Here is a 17,545-nt window from a genome sequence, read left to right as displayed (position 1 = left end):
GCCGACTCTCAAAGTCGGCTTTTTTCGCGGTATATTTTATTTCGTTCCAAAAATCTTGTCGCCGGCATCGCCGAGACCGGGAATGATATACCCGTGCTCGTTCAGTCCCTTATCGACAGAGGCGGTGTACAGCTCAACGTCCGGGTGGGCTTTCTCCAGCGCGGCAATCCCTTCCGGCGCCGCCACCAGCACCAGCACCTTGATGCTGGTGCAGCCGGCGTTTTTCAGCAGATCGATAGTGGCGATCATCGACCCACCGGTGGCCAGCATCGGGTCAACGACCAGCGCCATACGTTCATCGATGTTAGACACCAGTTTCTGGAAGTAAGGCACCGGCTCGAGGGTTTCTTCATTGCGATAGATACCGACCACGCTGATACGCGCGCTTGGCACGTGCTCCAGCACCCCTTCCATCATGCCGAGGCCAGCGCGCAGGATAGGCACAACGGTAATTTTCTTGCCCTTGATCTGCTCGACTTCCACCGGACCGTTCCAGCCTTCAATAGTGACTTTCTCAGTCTCCAGATCGGCGGTGGCTTCATAAGTCAGTAAGCTGCCCACTTCTGAGGCGAGTTCACGGAAGCGTTTGGTGCTGATGTCGTGCTCGCGCATCAGGCCTAGCTTGTGTTTGACGAGTGGGTGTTTGACTTCCACAATCTTCATTCTCTTTCTCCTCTGAGGGGCAGCCACAAAAAAAATCGCGGGATTATACCGCTTTTTGCGGATTGTGCCATACCCATCTTGCTTGACGTATATCAAGCAAAGTGATTTAGAGACAAAAAAACCGGAGGCGAGGCTCCGGCTTGGGTGCGGGGTGCAGTCCATACGCTTACGCGGGCCTACGTGTATTGTAGGTCGGTTAAGCGTTAGCGCCACCCGACTACGACAGGTTCTCCCCGTTGCTGGCAATTACCTGCTGATACCAGGCAAAGGACTTTTTCCGGCTGCGTGCCAACGTGCCATTGCCTTCATTATCTTTATCGACATAAATAAAGCCGTAGCGTTTTTTCATTTCCCCCGTGCCGGCGGAAACCAGATCGATACAGCCCCAGGGGGTGTAGCCCATCAGATCGACGCCATCCTCGACCACCGCCTTTTTCATCTCCGCGATATGGGCGGAGAGATAATCGATGCGATACTGGTCATTGACGCTGCCGTCCGCTTCGCGGACATCAATCGCGCCAAAGCCGTTTTCGACAATAAACAGCGGCAGCTGGTAGTGATCCCAGAACCAGTTCAGCGAATAGCGCAGACCGACCGGGTCAATCTGCCAGCCCCAGTCCGACTTTTTGACGTACGGGTTGGAGACCAGGCTGGTGGTTTCATCATAATCAAGCAAGGGGTTGTCTTCGGTGGCTTTGGTAGCGAACGACATATAGTAGCTAAAGCCAATGTAGTCGACACAGCCCTCGGTTAACGCCTGACGATCGGCTTCGGTGATATCCAGAGTAAAGCCGCGGCGGGCAAAATAGTTGAGCAGATGCTGCGGATAGCGACCGCGCACGTGGACGTCGGTAAACCAGTAACGGCGGTGCATGGCGTTCATCGCCATCATCATATCGTCCGGGGCGCAGGTCAGCGGATAGATGGGGCACATAGCGATCATGCAGCCAATCTGCAGCGCCGGGTTGATCTCGCGCGCCGCTTTCACCGCCAGGGCGCTGGCCACCAGCTCATAGTGCGCGGCCTGGTACATCACCGGTTCCCGGTCTTCATCCGGCAAATATTTCAAACCGGAGTTGGTGAAGGGGGCAAAGTCCTCATGGAAGTTGGCCTGGTTGTTGATCTCGTTAAAGGTCATCCAGTACTTCACTTTATGTTGATAGCGGGTGAAGACGACCCTGGCAAAGCGCACGAAAAAGTCGATTAGCTTGCGGTTGCGCCAGCCGCCGTACTCGGTGACCAGGTGATAAGGCATTTCAAAATGCGACAGCGTAATGACTGGCTCAATGCCGTGTTTCAGGCATTCGTCGAACAGATCATCATAAAACTGCAGGCCAGCCTCGTTGGGCTCCAGCTCATCGCCCTGCGGGAAAATACGCGTCCAGGCAATCGAGGTGCGAAAACATTTGAAGCCCATCTCGGCAAACAGCGCCAGGTCTTGTGGATAACGATGATAAAAATCGATCGCCTCATGGTTCGGGTAGTTTTTCCCGGCCACCACGCCGTCGGTAATTTCCCGCGGCACGCCGTGGGCGCCGGCGGTCATCACATCCGCCACGCTGATCCCCTTGCCGCCCTCCTGCCAGCCGCCCTCTAACTGATGCGCTGCGACCGCGCCGCCCCACAGAAAACCTGCTTTAAATCCGGACATAGTCTCTCCCTAATGTCGATCGTCGTCTGGCGAACGATACAGCTGATTAAAATGGTAAACCGCGCCAATCAGGCCGGCATCGTTACCGTGACTGACGGTATCGAGATAGTCGGCAATGCCGAACCAGGCCAGATGCTGGCGCAGTAGCGTCAGAAATCCTGGGCGTTCCACAACGCCGCCACCGATAAAAATGGTCTGCGGATCGAAGATATGGACGAGGTTATAAAGGCCATGGCCCAGGCCATTGAAGAACTCGGCGACCAGACGCTGACAAACCGGGTCGCCGGCGTCATAGCGGTCGAAAATCAGTTCGCCTGTCACGCTATCCAGCGGCGCGCCAATATGTTGCGCATAGCGATGGCGCAGCACCCGCAGAGTGCAGTTCTCATTCATCGAATAGCGACGAGGATCGCGTCCGCCGGGACGGTCGGTAAGCATGTAGCCGAATTCGCCGGCACGAAAACGCGCCCCGTTGATCAGCTGGTGTTGGCAGAAAATCGCCCCACCGATGCCAGTACCGATAGTGAGCACCAGAAAATTGGCCATCTCCGCCGCTTTGCCCTGCCAGCGCTCGGCCAGCAGCACACAGTTGGCGTCGTTTTCCACCGAGACCGGCAGCCCGGTTCGCGTCTCGAGCCACGATTTCATGGCGAAGTTATCAAATCGACGGATAGCGCCGCCCATGGTGATAAGACCGCTGTGCGGATCGATATAGCCCGGCGCGCTGATGGCTATTCCTTCACACGACGGATGGGCCGCCAGCCACGACAGCATTGCCTGTAAGATCCGATCGCCATCGCTGTCATTGATTGACTGCCTGGCGGTTTCCAGCAGCCTGCCGTCGCGGGCCATCACGCCCATCTTTAACGCGGTGCCACCGATATCAAATGCCGCAATCTTCATTCATCCCTCTCCTGACCCGCGTCAATCACCGACAAAATGCGTGGCAAACCAACAAGGAAACCGGTTTCAGTCGTATAATGAGGATTCCTTTACGTAGAGGCAAGCACCAGACTGTACCCGGTTTCATTTTCGTGAGCAGTATCAAATTTAACCATTCATCAGCGGTTTTACGTCAACTGTAAAGCAGGCTCGCAAACGTTTGCTTTCCCTGTTAGAATTGCGCCGATTTTTCTTGCTTACCGCAAACGCGTGGAGACTTCGCAGTGACCGATAAAACCTCTCTCAGCTATAAAGATGCCGGCGTGGATATTGATGCAGGCAACGCTCTCGTCGACCGTATTAAGGGCGTGGTGAAGAAAACCCGTCGCCCGGAAGTGATGGGGGGACTGGGCGGATTCGGCGCGCTGTGCGCACTGCCGCAGAAATACCGCGAGCCGGTACTGGTCTCCGGCACCGACGGCGTCGGTACCAAGCTGCGTCTGGCAATGGATCTGAAGCGTCACGACACCATCGGTATCGACCTGGTCGCCATGTGCGTGAACGACCTGGTGGTTCAGGGCGCTGAGCCGCTGTTTTTCCTGGATTATTACGCCACCGGTAAACTGGACGTCGATACCGCAGCCAGCGTCATCAACGGCATCGCCGAAGGCTGCCTGCAGTCCGGTTGCGCGCTGGTCGGTGGTGAAACCGCAGAGATGCCCGGGATGTACCACGGCGAAGATTACGACGTGGCGGGTTTCTGCGTCGGGGTAGTGGAAAAATCAGAAATCATCGACGGCAGCAAAGTGACCGATGGCGACGTGCTGGTGGCGCTGGCGTCCAGCGGCCCGCACTCTAACGGCTATTCGCTGGTGCGTAAGATCATTGAGGTTAGCGGCGTTGACCCACAAACTACCGACCTTGACGGTAAACCGCTGGCCGACCATCTGCTGGCGCCAACCCGCATCTATGTGAAATCGGTGCTTGATCTGATCGCCAGCGTTGACGTCCACGCTATTGCCCACCTGACCGGCGGCGGCTTCTGGGAAAACATTCCGCGCGTGCTGCCGGATAACACCCAGGCGATCATCGATGAGTCCTCCTGGCAGTGGCCATCCGTCTTCAACTGGCTGCAAACCGCCGGTAACGTCAGCCAGCATGAAATGTACCGTACCTTTAACTGCGGCGTAGGGATGATTATCGCCCTGCCGGCAGCGGAAGCGGACAAAGCGATTGCCCTGCTGAATGACAAAGGTGAAAACGCGTGGAAAATCGGGTATATCAAAGCCTCCGATTCCGAACAGCGTGTGGTCATTGCATGAAAAACATCGTGGTGCTGATTTCCGGTAGCGGCAGCAATTTGCAGGCGATCATCGACGCCTGCGGCCGGAAACAGATAAACGGCACCCTGCGTGCGGTATTCAGTAACAAGGCTGATGCGTTCGGCCTTGAGCGCGCGCGCCTGGCCGGCATCCCGGCCCATGCGCTGGCGCAAAGTCAGTTTGCCGACCGGGAAGCGTTCGATCGTCAGCTGATGCATGAAATCGACGCCTACGCCCCGGATCTGGTGGTGCTGGCAGGCTATATGCGTATCCTTAGCCCGGCGTTCGTCAGCCACTATCAGGGACGTCTGCTGAACATCCATCCCTCGCTACTGCCGAAGTATCCTGGCCTGCATACTCATCGTCAGGTGCTGGAGAACGGTGACGAGGAGCACGGTACCTCGGTGCACTTCGTCACCGATGAGCTGGACGGTGGGCCGGTTATCCTGCAGGCCAAGGTGCCGGTCTTCGCTGGCGACAGCGAGGAGGAAATCACGGCGCGGGTTCAGGCCCAGGAACATGCCATTTATCCGCTGGTCATCAGCTGGTTCGTCGATGGACGTCTGCGCATGGCAGGCAACCACGCCTGGCTGGATGAGCGACAGCTTCCCCCGCAGGGCTATGCCGCCGACGAATGAACAACCAGCCCCGCATGTGCACATCGCGGGGCTTTTTTTTAATTAAAAGTGTTTACTAATCAAACATCTCACAGAAATAATTCTTCTTACTGTCATATTGTTGTGACACAGTAAATCGCTACGCAGAAAAATTCGTCATAATAGTCTACGTCCTGTGAGTAAAACGGAGTGTGAGCGGTAATGGGCCAGGAAAAGCTATACATCGAAAAAGAACTCAGCTGGTTGTCTTTTAACGAACGCGTGCTGCAGGAAGCGGCGGACAAGAGTAACCCGCTGATTGAGCGCATGCGCTTCTTAGGGATTTACTCCAACAACCTGGATGAGTTTTACAAAGTGCGCTTCGCTGAGCTGAAGCGCCGGATTATTATCAGTGAAGAACAAGGCAGTACCGCCCATTCTCGCCACCTGTTAGGCAAAATTCAGGCCCGCGTTCTGAAGGCCGATCAGGAATTCGATAGTCTGTATAATGAACTGTTGCTGGAGATGGCGCGTAACCAGATCTTCCTGATCAACGAGCGCCAGCTGTCCGTCAATCAGCAGGCCTGGCTGCGCAACTACTTCAAGCAGTATTTACGCCAGCATATCTCGCCGATCCTGATCAACCGCGAAACGGACCTCGTGCAGTTCCTGAAAGATGATTACACCTATCTGGCGGTGGAGATTATCCGCGGGGAAAACATCAACTATGCTCTGCTGGAAATACCATCGGATAAAGTGCCGCGCTTCGTGAACCTGCCGCCGGAAGCGCCGCGTCGCCGCAAGCCAATGATCCTCCTGGATAACATCCTGCGCTATTGCCTGGACGATATTTTTAAAGGCTTCTTTGATTACGATGCGCTGAACGCCTACTCGATGAAGATGACCCGTGACGCCGAGTACGATCTGGTGCATGAGATGGAGTCGAGCCTGATGGAGCTGATGTCCTCCAGCCTCAAGCAGCGCCTGACCGCCGAGCCGGTTCGCTTCGTCTACCAGCGCGATATGCCGGATGCGATGGTCGAAATGCTGCGCGATAAGCTCTCCATTTCCAACTACGACTCAATGCTGCCGGGCGGCCGCTATCACAACTTTAAAGACTTTATCGGCTTCCCGAACGTCGGTAAGGCCAATCTGGTCAATAAGCCCATGCCGCGCCTGCGTCATCTGTGGTTTGATAAATTCCGCAACGGCTTCGACGCCATTCGCGAACGCGACGTGCTGCTCTACTATCCCTATCACACCTTTGAGCACGTGCTGGAGCTGCTGCGTCAGGCCTCCTTCGACCCCAGCGTATTGGCGATCAAAATCAACATTTACCGCGTGGCCAAGGATTCGCGCATTATTGACGCGATGATCCACGCCGCCCACAACGGTAAGAAAGTCACCGTAGTGGTGGAGCTGCAGGCGCGCTTCGATGAAGAGGCTAACATTCACTGGGCGAAACGCCTGACGGAAGCGGGAGTCCACGTTATCTTCTCTGCGCCAGGTCTGAAGATCCACGCCAAGCTGTTCCTTATCTCGCGTAAAGAAGGCGATGAGGTGGTGCGCTACGCCCACATCGGCACCGGTAACTTTAACGAGAAGACGGCGCGGATCTACACCGACTATTCGCTGTTAACCGCCGATGCGCGCATTACCAATGAAGTCCGCCGGGTGTTTAACTTTATCGAGAACCCCTATCGTCCGGTTAGCTTCGACTACCTGTTGGTGTCGCCGCAGAACTCGCGTCGTCTGCTGTATGAGATGATCGATCGCGAGATCGCCAATGCGCAAAACGGGCAACCGTCCGGGATTACGCTGAAGCTGAACAACCTGGTGGATAAAGGTCTGGTGGACCGACTGTATGCCGCCTCCAGCTCCGGCGTGCCGGTTAATCTGCTGATCCGCGGCATGTGCTCGCTGATCCCGGGTCTGGAAGGTATCAGCGAAAATATCCGCGTCATCAGTATTGTGGACCGTTTCCTCGAGCACGACCGGGTCTACTGTTTTGAAAACGGTGGCGATAAACAGGTCTGGCTCTCCTCTGCCGACTGGATGACGCGTAACATCGATTATCGCATCGAAGTTGCCGCTCCGCTGCTCGATCCGCGTCTGAAGCAGCGGGTGCTGGATATTTTTGATATCCTGTTCAACGATACGGTAAAAGCGCGCTATCTTGATAAAGAACTGAGTAACCGCTATGTGCCGCGCGGCAATCGCCGTAAAGTGCGCGCGCAAATGGCGATTTACGATTATCTCAAATCACTCGAACAACCCGACTAACCTATGCCAATAAACGATAACACCCCTCGGCCGCAGGAGTTCGCTGCGGTTGACCTTGGTTCGAACAGTTTTCATATGGTGATCGCCCGTGTCGTCGACGGCGCCATGCAGATCATCGGACGCCTGAAACAGCGCGTACATCTGGCCGATGGCCTCGATGAAAACTCGGTGTTGAGCGAAGAAGCCATGACCCGTGGGCTGAACTGCCTGTCGCTGTTTGCCGAACGCCTGCAGGGGTTCTCCCCCTCCAGCGTCTGTATCGTCGGGACGCATACGCTGCGTCAGGCGACCAACGCGGCGGAGTTTCTTAAACGCGCGGAAAAAGTGATCCCCTACCCGATCGAGATCATCTCCGGTAATGAAGAAGCGCGCCTGATTTTTATGGGCGTTGAGCACACGCAGCCGGAGCGCGGCCGCAAGCTGGTGATTGATATCGGCGGCGGTTCAACCGAGCTGGTCATTGGCGAAGATTTTGAGCCCCGCCTGGTGGAAAGCCGCCGCATGGGCTGCGTGAGCTTCTCGCAGGCCTATTTCCCTGGCGGCGTTATCAATAAAGAAAACTTCCAGCGCGCGCGCCTGGCGGCGGTGCAGAAGCTGGAGACGCTGGCCTGGCAGTTCCGTATTCAGGGATGGACCGTGGCGCTGGGCGCCTCCGGCACCATTAAAGCCGCCCAGGAAGTGCTGGTGGCGATGGGCGAGAAGGACGGATTTATTACGCCGGAACGCCTCGAAATGCTGGTCAGTGAGCTGCTGAAGCATAAAAACTTCGACGCGCTCAGTCTGCCTGGTCTTTCTGAAGATCGTAAAGCGGTCTTTGCCCCGGGGCTGGCGATTCTGTGCGGCGTGTTTGACGCGCTGGCCATCAAAGAACTTCGTCTGTCCGATGGCGCCCTGCGTGAAGGCGTGCTGTACGAAATGGAAGGCCGCTTCCGCCACCAGGATATTCGTAGCCGCACGGCACAGAGTCTGGCAAATCAGTACAACATCGATCGCGAACAGGCGCGCCGGGTACTGGAAACTACCACCCAGATGCTGGAGCAGTGGCAGGAGCAGAATCCCAAGCTGGCCAATCCGCACCTCGCGGCGCTGTTGAAATGGGCGGTGATGCTCCATGAGGTAGGGCTGAATATCAACCACAGCGGCATGCATCGTCACTCGGCCTACATTCTCCAAAATAGCGACCTGCCGGGCTTCAATCAGGAGCAGCAGATGCTGATGGCCACCCTCGTACGCTATCATCGCAAAGCGATCAAGCTCGACGATCTGCCGCGCTTTACGCTATTCAGGAAAAAGCAGTTTCTCCCGCTAATTCAGCTACTGCGCCTGGGCGTACTGCTGAATAACCAGCGTCAGGCTACCACTACGCCGCCGACGCTGCGCCTGCAGACGGAAGCTCACCACTGGACGCTGACGTTTCCGCACAACTGGTTTAGCCAGAATGCGCTGGTGCTGCTGGATCTGGAAAAAGAGCAACAGTACTGGGAAGGCGTGCCGGAATGGATGCTGAAGATTGCTGAAGAAGAGCCAGACGCCTGATCGTATCTCTGGCAATCAACCGAGCCGGGCGCTTACGCCCGGATTTTTGCTGTTCAGCCGGTCATCTCCTCCGCCAACTGCGTCAGAGGTACCGGTACCCCGATATCATAGCCCTGCATATAATCGATCCCCAGCGTGATGACCGCCTGACGTATTTCCGGCGACTCCACATATTCGGCCACCACCTGCATGTTCTTCATACGCGCCAGACGACAAATAGAGTCCACGACCTGGTAATCAAGACTGCTGGCAAGCAGATTGCGAATAAAACTGCCGTCGATTTTAAGAATGTCGACGTTCATTGTTTTTAACCGGGCGTAGCTGGCGTAGCCGGTACCAAAATCATCGATCGCCACCCGGCAGCCCAGCGCCCGCAGATGCTCTAAAGTCTGGCAGACCAGCTCGGGATTGCTGAGCGCGTAGTTCTCGGTCAGCTCGAAAATAATCTGCCATGGCTCAATGTTGTAGGCCTGCAGCAGCGCTTCGACCTCCTGAGGAAACTGGCTGCGGCTCAGCGACACCGGAGAAAGATTGATCGCCAGCCGCAGACCGGGCAGCGCCCGCCGGTTGGCGTCCATAAAGGCCAGCGTATGCTCAATAACCCACTGGTCCACCCGCGTGGACAGCCCAAACTCGTGCGCCACCGGCAAGAACTCGTTTGGCCCCGTTAGCTCACCCGACTCCCCTTCCATCCTCACCAGCACTTCATGATAGCGATCGCCGCGAATGCCCTGGATAGGCTGCGCCATCAGGACAAAATGGTCATGTTCCAGCGCTTTGAGAATGCGGTTCATCATCACGACTTTATCTTTCAGATCCTGCTGAACATGGCCCGCGCCGCGGCGCTGTAAATTTTCCGGATGGCCGCTGGCTAACGACATGTCGGCAATGGTGTTCAACTCGCCAAGCAGTAAATACAGATGCTTGACCGGCGAGCGAACGTTGCAATAGCTCATGCCGATCCGCGGCTGCAGGGGGACCCCGTCCCAGTGGAAACGGAACTGTCGCAGGGAGCGGTCAATTAAGTGAATGCGCGCCTGGTGCCCTTCGCTATTGAGACGGAACACTAAATCGTGACCGGCAAGATGATATACCGCTTCGTTGGGCTGCAGCAGCGTTCTCAGGTGGTTCGCCAGCATTTGCTTATACTGGATTCGCAAAAGTACCCCATAGTGGCGCCCCAGCAGTTCAAGCTCAGGAATGCGCAGAAAACAGAGCGTCGACCAGCTCGTGCCGTTGAGCGCCCGGCTCAGCGCCCGCAAGTTCGGCATATGAACCACCGGGTCGAGGAAGGCCATCTGCCGGACGCGAGCGTAGATCAGCCGCTGCTGTGTCGCCAACATCGCCGTATAGGCGACAATAAACGAGAATACCAGATAGCTTGATGAGGTGATCGCCAACTGGGTGTTATAGCTTGGGTAAATTGGTAAGTAACGGTAATGAAAATGGATCACGGCAATCAGCACCGGCGTCCAGATCAGTGAGATAAAGCGATAGCCAAAACGCATGGCACCCCAGAGCATCACCGGCATCAGCAATGACAACGTATAATTCGTACTAAATATGGTGCTGCTATCATTAAGCGGCATCAATAATAGCCACAGTAGCAGAATTAATACCGTCGCCCAGCAAATAATTTCAATTTTTTTTATTTTTGGATCAATTTGTAAGCGAACCTGAGAAATAAAGCCGCGTAAATGAAAAGGATTACGAATGACCCGTAACACAAAATAACACAGCGGCATGCCGGTCAGGCACCCTACCATTAGCGCCTGAAAGGTGATTAATGAACGTAAACTAAATGGCGTAACGCCGGTCATTTCCGTTGTGCGCGGATGAAGTCCAAGATATTCGGCAATCTGTGACAAAATCAGAAAAATGACCGAAGGGAGCAGCATTTGCCAGAACAGACGATGCGGCATCAGTCGGACGTTGCCGTGTGAGACCTGCTGACGCTGGGGGACAAAAATGCGGTAGCCGCCCCAGCAGAGCACGCAGGGGATAAGGAAATGGAACAGTACACCGATGGACTGCTCAAACATCATGCCGTGGGCCAGAGTTAACAGCAGGCCAATAATAATGCCAGGGATCGCCGCCCAACCAAAAAACATCATCAGGCTGAGCACCAGCGCCAGGGGAAGATAATACAAAAATACCATATGACCATTGAGCATGGTGTAGGTATTCGCCCATCTGGCGACCGGTAATAACAGCGCAGGCAGAACGAGCGGTAAAGCCCACCACTTGTCGCGATATTGTTGATAGTATTTTAATAAATTCATAGGTGCTCTACAGAGTGCCTCTGCTCCCGCGAGGCATATTCAGGCAGGCATCCAACCACCCATGCTGACCGCGTAAATAATAACGATACGGTAACGTCCGCTGATTTTAGTGGCCAAGAGAAGGAGACTATTGATATAAATCAACAAATGCTGACGCCAACATTAATAAATCTTATTTTTCCCGACATTTCACGGCTAATAAAGTGAGCATGTAAATACGACGATTATCTTATATAACATTAATTAATGTTTTCACTGCCGCACTTTTACATCTGCATCAATTGACCCCATCTCGTTCCTGTGCCTTAATACCCCCATCGCCCATCTTCGGGTATACTTCAAGGATCCTTTTGTGAGTCAGGCACCCAGTATGCGTAAACGACATCGATTTAACCGTCGCATGACCCGTATCGTACTGCTTATCAGCTTTCTCTTCTTCTTTGGACGCTTTGTCTACTCCTCCATCGGCGCCTGGTACCATCATCAGGATAAAAAAGCGTCGCAGGAGTCATCGCTCACCGTCGAGCCCTCCCCCCGCGAGTAATCCTTTGATTCTAATACTGCAAGCGCCACACTCCGCAGGCAGAGCCGCTCGCTGCTGAAGTACTGTCTTTGATGCGGTAATTTTGCCGTCGGCGATTTATAAGCGCACGGTATGCAGCAGGCGCAGCATTTCAGCGATACCTTTTGTCACAATTTTGTCCTGACGCATGACTACCGCCAGCTGTCGATATAGCCGCGGCGCCAGCGAGTGTACGCGTAATCCGTCGCGATCCTCCACCCGCTCCACCGCCATGCGGGGCACGATGCTGTAGCCCAGCCCTGCCCGCACCATGCGCTTAATCGCCTCGATGCTCCCCAACTGCATTACCGGCGTCACCGCCAGTCCCGCCGAGCGGAACCAGCGGTCAATCAGATCCCGCGTGCCGCTACCCGCCTCGAAGGCAATGAGCGGCTGCGCCTGCAGCTCGGCGGGAGTATAAACCGCCGGCATCTCCGTCTCGCGGCTGGCATAGATGGTCACGAACTCCTCATCTAACATCGCAGTCACCGCCAGACTGCGCCCCTGCACGGGCAGCGTGACCAGCCCGAGATCGAGCCGGTTTTCTTCCACCGCGCGGACGATATCCAGCGTGTTGCCGGTGGTCACCCCCACCGTCAGCAGCGGGTGCTGCTGACGAAGATGCTGCAGCAGCGGTGGAAGAAGATGAATGCAGGCCGTCGCGCCGGTCCCCAGCGTCAACGATCCATTAACCTCCTGACTGAATGCGCTGACCGACTGCACCGCGCTATTCACCGCCCGATCGATCTGCTCGCTGTGGGCCAGCAATGCCATTCCCGCCGCCGTCGCCTTGATCCCACGTCCGGTTCGCTCCAGCAGCCTGGTCTGTAAAAACTGCTCCAGCTGACGTACCTGCAGGCTGACGGCAGGTTGGGAGATCCCCAGCGCGTCGGCGGCGGCAGAAAAGCTGCCGCGCTGTACGACCAGCCGGAAGGTCGCCAGATTTCCCAGGTTCAGTGTTGTCATAAAAGTTTCTCTTATACCGCGCATAAGGTAGCCGCTCTGCCAGAACAATAGCCTGCCGGGTATGCTCAGGACAACTGTCTTAACGGAATGAAAAACCATGGAAATAAACGCTATTCCCCGACGCCTTGCCTTCACCGCGGGCGGTCAGCAACTCATCAACTGGGGGATCTCTTTTTATATGCCCGGCACCTTTGCCGGGGCTATTGCCGCCGACAAAGGATGGTCCTTGCCGCAGATCTATCTCGGCCTTACGCTTGCGATGCTGATGATGGCCGCTGTCTCCCCGTTCGTTGCCAGGCTGCTGGCTCGCTTTGGCGGAAGACTGGTGGTCACCAGCGGTACCTTACTGATAGCCGCCAGCTGCGCCATGATGGCCTGGCGCCCTTCGCTGGCCGGCTGGTACGGCGCCTGGCTGCTGACCGGCATCGGCATGCGGCTCTCACTGTATGATGCGCTGTTCGCCGCAGTGGTGAATCTGTACGGTCAGCAGGCGCGGAAAACTATCTCTCATATCACTCTCGCTGGCGGTCTGGCCTCTGCCCTCTTCTGGCCGCTGGGCGAGGCGTTATTAACCATCATGCCCTGGCAGAATGCCCTGCGGATCTATGCGCTGTTTGGCCTGCTGAGCGCATGGCTGAGTTATCAACTGCCTCGCCAGCGGCTCAGTTCAGCGGCGAAATCACCAGCCTCGCCAGCGACAGCAGAGGGCGACCGGCGTAACGGGGCGCGTTACGCGATCTTTATTGCGCTGATCACCTTCATCTCTAACGGTACCTCTACCCATCTGCCGGAGTTTATCAGCCACTTTGGTCTGCCGGTTGCCGTCGGTATGCTGTGGGGATTCGGCCAGACCGGCGCCCGGCTGGGGGAAGTGCTGGCCGGTCCCCGGGTCACCTCACTCACGCTAACGCGTTTTACTGCGCTCGCCATGCCGCTCTGTTTTCTCCTTGGATTGAGCAGCACGACCTTTGCCGGATGCGCAGCCGGGTTTGTGCTGGGCTATGGCGCGATTAACGGGCTGGTGACGATTGTCAAAGCGACGCTGCCGCTGGCGCTGTTTAGCGCAGAAAGCTACGCCAGCCGCACGGGTCTCCTGCTGATCCCCGGGCAACTGATGGCAGCTGTTTCACCCTTTGCCTACGCATGGCTGAACCACCGGCTGGGCATTATCGGCGGAATGTGGGTGTCCACCGGGTTAACGTTGATCGTTGCCGGACTGGCGCTGGCGATTGTGCGCGAGGCGGGTAAGGCGCAGGATGAACGTAATGTAGAATATCCGGCAGCGGCCGTTGACCAACCGATAGCCAAAAACAACCTTGCTGAAGAGTAAACGTGGATCACTACGCCCTTGATAATTTACGCCTGCCCTTATAGCCATATGGCAGGCATTATTCATATTATAAATTTTTAATGAAAATACATTCACCAAATCAATGATGAAATTTTTAAGAGAATAGCAGGGCATGCTGTCACCTGCGAAAAATAACGATACCGCCTGTATTTTTCGCTTGCATAATGATCCAAAAAATAAAGCCAGTCGCCATCGGTAACATTAGCCACACCTCCGGTAACACAATTAGCCTTACTCTCTTCCTCATCGAAACCGTTCGAGCATAGCAAAGAATGAGCGCTAATTTTAATACCGTAGCAAAACCCGGCGGCAATCGATGCAATCTGGCCTGTCGGTATTGTTTCTATCTGGAAAACGAGGTTCCGCGTCCAGGGTATGCCACCATGGACGACCTCACGCTGGAAGCATACATTCACAACACCATTTCATCGACCCCCTCGCAAAACGTCGAGTTTTGCTGGCAGGGCGGTGAGCCTACCTTATGCGGGCTGGATTTTTTTGCAAAGGTGGTCGAGCTCCAGCAGCGTTACCGTGGTAACAAAATCATCGCCAACAGCCTGCAAACCAACGGCATCTTGCTGAACGATAAATGGGCTCGTTTTTTGCGTCGTCATGGATTTCTGGTCGGATTATCCATTGATGGCCCTGCGTCACTCCACGACACCTGGCGTACGACGGGCTGCGGAAAACCCACCTGGGAAAAAGTTGTGCAGGCCATACGCTGCCTGCAGCAGCATGACGTTCCGGTGAATGCCATGGTGGTGGTCAGCCGCCAGTCTGCAAGCCAGGGGAAAAGTCTCTATCGCTGCCTGAGCCGCGAGCTAAACCTTCACCATCTCCAGTTTATTCCTCTCGTTGACTCCCCTGCTCCCTGGTCAGTTACCCCTGAGGGCTGGGGCAAATTTTTGTGCAGTGTTTTCGACGACTGGCTGGAAAACGATGTTGGCAGGGTGTTTATCCAGTACTTTGATAATCTGCTCGGCGTATGGGCCGGCCAGCCCGCCACGCTCTGCACCATGCAGCCTGTCTGTGGGCAGAGTTTACTGGTGGAGCAAAACGGCGATGTCTACAGCTGCGATCACTTTGTCTCAGCGGAATATAAGCTGGGTAATCTGAAGCAAGATGCTATGGCAGCGATGGCGAGCTCGCCATTTCAGCAACAGTTCGGGAAGCAAAAGGGCCAACTCTCTGCCCGCTGTCAGGGCTGCCACTGGCGCTTTGCCTGCCATGGAGGATGCCCTAAACACCGTTTTACCATCCATGACGACGAAGCACAGAATTACCTGTGCAGCGGCTATTTAACCTTTTTCGGCCATATCACGCCCTATATGAACGTCATGAGAAGGCTTTTATTAAATTGCCAGCCGCCCGCGCTCATTATGAGTCTTACCCCGGAGATTCGGCAAAATATATTACAATTAACGGAGTCTGAAGATGAAAGAACCAAATAAAATAGATGGAAATCGCCGCGATCTCCTCAAAGGTCTGGGGATTGCCGCTGTCGTGAGCCTGTTACCAGAGACGGGAAACGCCGCGCAAAATAATGCCGCCCCGAAAGCGGCATGGGATATTCCTTTCACCGGCGAAATCCCTGACACACTGCCCGAAGGCTACAATATTTTACTCATAACCTGCGATCAGGAACGTTATTTCGAGCGGTATCCCTTTCCGGTGCCGGGCCGGGAACGCCTGATGAAAACGGGTATCACTTTTACCAATCATCAGAACACGGCCAACGTTTGTACGCCATCGCGCTCTGTCATGTACACCGGGCTCCATATGCCGCACACCCGGATGTTTGATAATCTTGGCTTCCCCTGGATGAATTACGATCTGGACCCGGAATTACGTACCGTGGGCCATATGATGCGTGAACTGGGTTATTACACGGCGTATAAAGGTAAATGGCATCTTACCCGGGAGATCGATCAGCCGGTCGCTGGTAAATCGGTAGAAGAAATGGACCTGGGCGAGATCCCGACGCCGCGACTGCATGAAATTATGGAAAAGTATGGTTTCTCTGATTATCACGGCATTGGCGATGTCATCGGGAAAAGTAAGGGCGGCTATTTCTTTGATTCAGTCACCACGGGGCAGACCATTAGTTGGCTACGTAACACCGGCCGCCCGCTGAATGATGAAAATAAGCCCTGGTTCGCGGCAGTAAACCTGGTTAACCCCCACGATGTCATGTTTATCGACACCGATGAGCATGGTGAGCAGGTGCAGTGGAAAGGGCCAATGGATAAAGAAAACCACACCCTGCTGCCAACCCAACCCCCGCACAACCAAATCTATCAGCAAAGCTGGCCAGACTATCCGCTGCCTGCAAACCGCCACCAGCCGCTCGATGAGCCTGGCAGACCTGCCGCCCATAAAGAGTACCAGAATGCCAGGGCGGTGATGGAGGGACAGTTCCCCGATGAAGACCGGCGCTGGCGCAAATTACTGGATTATTATTTCAACTGTATTCGCGATAATGACCAGCATCTTGAGGCGATTCTCAATGAGCTGGATAACCTGCAGCTGACGCAAAATACGATTATCGTCTTTACCGCCGACCATGGGGAACTCGGTGGCTCCCACCAGATGCATGGTAAAGGTTCCTCGGTGTACAAAGAGCAGATCCATGTGCCGATGATCATTCGCCATCCGGCGTATCCGGGAAATATCCGCTGCAACAGTTTGACCAATCATCTGGATTTAGTACCGACCCTGATTGGTCTGACTGGACGCGATCGGTCGCTGCGAGAGAAAGTCCTGGAGGGCAGAAAAGGCCGGGATATGAGCCCATTACTGGCGCATCCTGAGCAAGCGGGCTTAAATGCGCTGCGTCCGGGTTCGCTTTATTGTTACGGCATGATCCTGTATATGGATGCGCAATACACGGCAAAATTCAGAAAGCTGGCTGGAGAAAAACTCCCGCACGATCAATTTAAAAAAGCGATCGCGTCACTCCATCCTGATTTTTCCCATCGCTCAGGGATCCGTATGATCAACGATGGACACTATAAATTTGCCCGCTACTTTTCGCTCAAGCAGCATCATATTCCTGCTACCCTGGCCGAGCTGCTGGAGAATAATGATGTTGAACTTTTCGATCTGGTTAACGACCCCGAAGAAAATCATAACCTCGCCCGGGAGCCAGAGAAATACCGGGATCTGTTAATGACTATGAACGATAAACTCAATCAGCTCACTGCCGCTGAGATTGGCGAAGATGATGGCAGCTATATGCCCCCGTTTGAAGGAAGCCAGTGGGATCTGACGGCGGCCCAGATGCATCAATATATGCGCGATTAGCGCTTGCCGTCAGGTGGGAGACCTTAAAACCCTCTGTAAACACAGAGGGTTTCGTTTCATTCAGCTAACGCCGGGGATTATTCCCACTCAATTATTTACAGGCATCGTAACCAATTGACTGAAAACAACATTTTTAAAAACAAAATCC

13 protein-coding genes are annotated in these 17,545 nt (G+C 54.9%); 8 read left to right on the top strand and 5 right to left on the bottom strand.

What is annotated here, in order from left to right; translation table 11 throughout:
• Positions 1-36 precede the first annotated feature (36 nt).
• From upp to bglK, 3 genes are all read right to left on the bottom strand, one after another.
• Positions 37-663 (bottom strand): uracil phosphoribosyltransferase, encoded by a 627-nt coding sequence (gene upp, locus LPQ25_RS06705; RefSeq protein ID WP_002913827.1) that lies wholly within the window; start codon positions 661-663, stop codon positions 37-39.
• Positions 664-880: 217 nt separating this feature from the next.
• Positions 881-2,314 (bottom strand): 6-phospho-beta-glucosidase, encoded by a 1,434-nt coding sequence (locus LPQ25_RS06700; RefSeq protein WP_004174870.1) that lies wholly within the window; start codon positions 2,312-2,314, stop codon positions 881-883.
• A gap of 9 nt (positions 2,315-2,323) precedes the next feature.
• A complete protein-coding gene (gene bglK, locus LPQ25_RS06695; RefSeq protein WP_002913833.1) occupies positions 2,324-3,217 on the bottom strand; it encodes a beta-glucoside kinase BglK in 894 nt (297 codons plus the stop codon).
• A 263-nt stretch (positions 3,218-3,480) separates the two neighbouring features.
• On the opposite strand from bglK, the gene purM reads away from it, so the two are divergent.
• From purM to ppx, 4 genes are all read left to right on the top strand, one after another.
• A complete protein-coding gene (gene purM, locus LPQ25_RS06690) occupies positions 3,481-4,518 on the top strand; it encodes a phosphoribosylformylglycinamidine cyclo-ligase (protein ID WP_002913836.1) in 1,038 nt (345 codons plus the stop codon).
• The gene (gene purN / locus LPQ25_RS06685) at positions 4,515-5,156 is read left to right on the top strand and encodes a phosphoribosylglycinamide formyltransferase (protein WP_004145656.1); all 642 of its coding nucleotides are present in this window, start codon (positions 4,515-4,517) and stop codon (positions 5,154-5,156) included. Before purM ends, purN begins: the two co-directional genes overlap by 4 nt.
• A 180-nt stretch (positions 5,157-5,336) precedes the next feature.
• On the top strand, positions 5,337-7,397 hold the full coding sequence (gene ppk1 / locus LPQ25_RS06680; RefSeq protein ID WP_002913838.1) for a polyphosphate kinase 1: 2,061 nt from the start codon (positions 5,337-5,339) through the stop codon (positions 7,395-7,397).
• A 3-nt stretch (positions 7,398-7,400) separates the two neighbouring features.
• Entirely contained in the window at positions 7,401-8,933 is a 1,533-nt protein-coding gene (ppx, locus tag LPQ25_RS06675; protein ID WP_004149289.1) for an exopolyphosphatase, read from the top strand.
• A gap of 53 nt (positions 8,934-8,986) precedes the next feature.
• On the opposite strand, the gene LPQ25_RS06670 is transcribed toward ppx, so the two are convergent.
• Positions 8,987-11,215, bottom strand: coding sequence for a sensor domain-containing phosphodiesterase (locus LPQ25_RS06670; RefSeq protein WP_002913841.1), 2,229 nt, complete (start codon positions 11,213-11,215; stop codon positions 8,987-8,989).
• 370 nt (positions 11,216-11,585) lie between these two features.
• Here LPQ25_RS06670 and LPQ25_RS06665 point away from each other — a divergent pair, with 370 nt between their 5' ends.
• The gene (locus LPQ25_RS06665; RefSeq protein WP_004174861.1) at positions 11,586-11,759 is read left to right on the top strand and encodes a YfgG family protein; all 174 of its coding nucleotides are present in this window, start codon (positions 11,586-11,588) and stop codon (positions 11,757-11,759) included.
• A gap of 96 nt (positions 11,760-11,855) precedes the next feature.
• On the opposite strand, the gene LPQ25_RS06660 is transcribed toward LPQ25_RS06665, so the two are convergent.
• Complete coding sequence (locus LPQ25_RS06660; RefSeq protein ID WP_004221278.1) at positions 11,856-12,767, bottom strand: LysR family transcriptional regulator; 912 nt, start codon at positions 12,765-12,767, stop codon at positions 11,856-11,858.
• 73 nt (positions 12,768-12,840) lie between these two features.
• Between LPQ25_RS06660 and LPQ25_RS06655 the strand changes: the two genes are divergently transcribed.
• The 3 genes from LPQ25_RS06655 to LPQ25_RS06645 all read left to right on the top strand — a co-directional run bounded on the left by LPQ25_RS06655 (position 12,841) and on the right by LPQ25_RS06645 (position 17,397).
• On the top strand, positions 12,841-14,073 hold the full coding sequence (locus tag LPQ25_RS06655; RefSeq protein ID WP_014907122.1) for an MFS transporter: 1,233 nt from the start codon (positions 12,841-12,843) through the stop codon (positions 14,071-14,073).
• 293 nt (positions 14,074-14,366) lie between these two features.
• Entirely contained in the window at positions 14,367-15,545 is a 1,179-nt protein-coding gene (locus tag LPQ25_RS06650) for an anaerobic sulfatase maturase (protein ID WP_014907121.1), read from the top strand.
• Positions 15,529-17,397: a sulfatase-like hydrolase/transferase gene (locus LPQ25_RS06645; RefSeq protein WP_009309501.1), complete on the top strand. Its 1,869-nt coding sequence runs from the start codon at positions 15,529-15,531 to the stop codon at positions 17,395-17,397. The genes LPQ25_RS06650 and LPQ25_RS06645 overlap by 17 nt, the downstream gene beginning before the upstream one ends.
• Positions 17,398-17,545 lie beyond the last annotated feature (148 nt).

It is taken from the genome of Klebsiella sp. KPN54798 (genome assembly GCF_021184225.1).
Taxonomy (GTDB): Bacteria; Pseudomonadota; Gammaproteobacteria; order Enterobacterales; family Enterobacteriaceae; genus Klebsiella; species Klebsiella pneumoniae.
The sequence above is the reverse complement of the archived record's forward strand: the minus strand, read 5'-3'. Positions and strand labels throughout refer to the sequence as shown.

Excerpts from the sequence above, each read along its gene's own strand:
- ppx (WP_004149289.1), top strand. The coding sequence starts at position 7,401 with ATGCCAATAAACGATAACACCCCTCGGCCGCAGGAGTTCGCTGCGGTT.
- ppk1 (WP_002913838.1), top strand. The coding sequence starts at position 5,337 with ATGGGCCAGGAAAAGCTATACATCGAAAAAGAACTCAGCTGGTTGTCT.
- LPQ25_RS06655 (WP_014907122.1), top strand. The coding sequence starts at position 12,841 with ATGGAAATAAACGCTATTCCCCGACGCCTTGCCTTCACCGCGGGCGGT.
- LPQ25_RS06665 (WP_004174861.1), top strand. The coding sequence starts at position 11,586 with ATGCGTAAACGACATCGATTTAACCGTCGCATGACCCGTATCGTACTG.
- LPQ25_RS06700 (WP_004174870.1), bottom strand. The coding sequence starts at position 2,314 with ATGTCCGGATTTAAAGCAGGTTTTCTGTGGGGCGGCGCGGTCGCAGCG.
- LPQ25_RS06660 (WP_004221278.1), bottom strand. The coding sequence starts at position 12,767 with ATGCGCGGTATAAGAGAAACTTTTATGACAACACTGAACCTGGGAAAT.
- purN (WP_004145656.1), top strand. The coding sequence starts at position 4,515 with ATGAAAAACATCGTGGTGCTGATTTCCGGTAGCGGCAGCAATTTGCAG.
- LPQ25_RS06645 (WP_009309501.1), top strand. The coding sequence starts at position 15,529 with ATGAAAGAACCAAATAAAATAGATGGAAATCGCCGCGATCTCCTCAAA.
- LPQ25_RS06670 (WP_002913841.1), bottom strand. The coding sequence starts at position 11,215 with ATGAATTTATTAAAATACTATCAACAATATCGCGACAAGTGGTGGGCT.
- upp (WP_002913827.1), bottom strand. The coding sequence starts at position 663 with ATGAAGATTGTGGAAGTCAAACACCCACTCGTCAAACACAAGCTAGGC.
- bglK (WP_002913833.1), bottom strand. The coding sequence starts at position 3,217 with ATGAAGATTGCGGCATTTGATATCGGTGGCACCGCGTTAAAGATGGGC.
- LPQ25_RS06650 (WP_014907121.1), top strand. The coding sequence starts at position 14,367 with ATGAGCGCTAATTTTAATACCGTAGCAAAACCCGGCGGCAATCGATGC.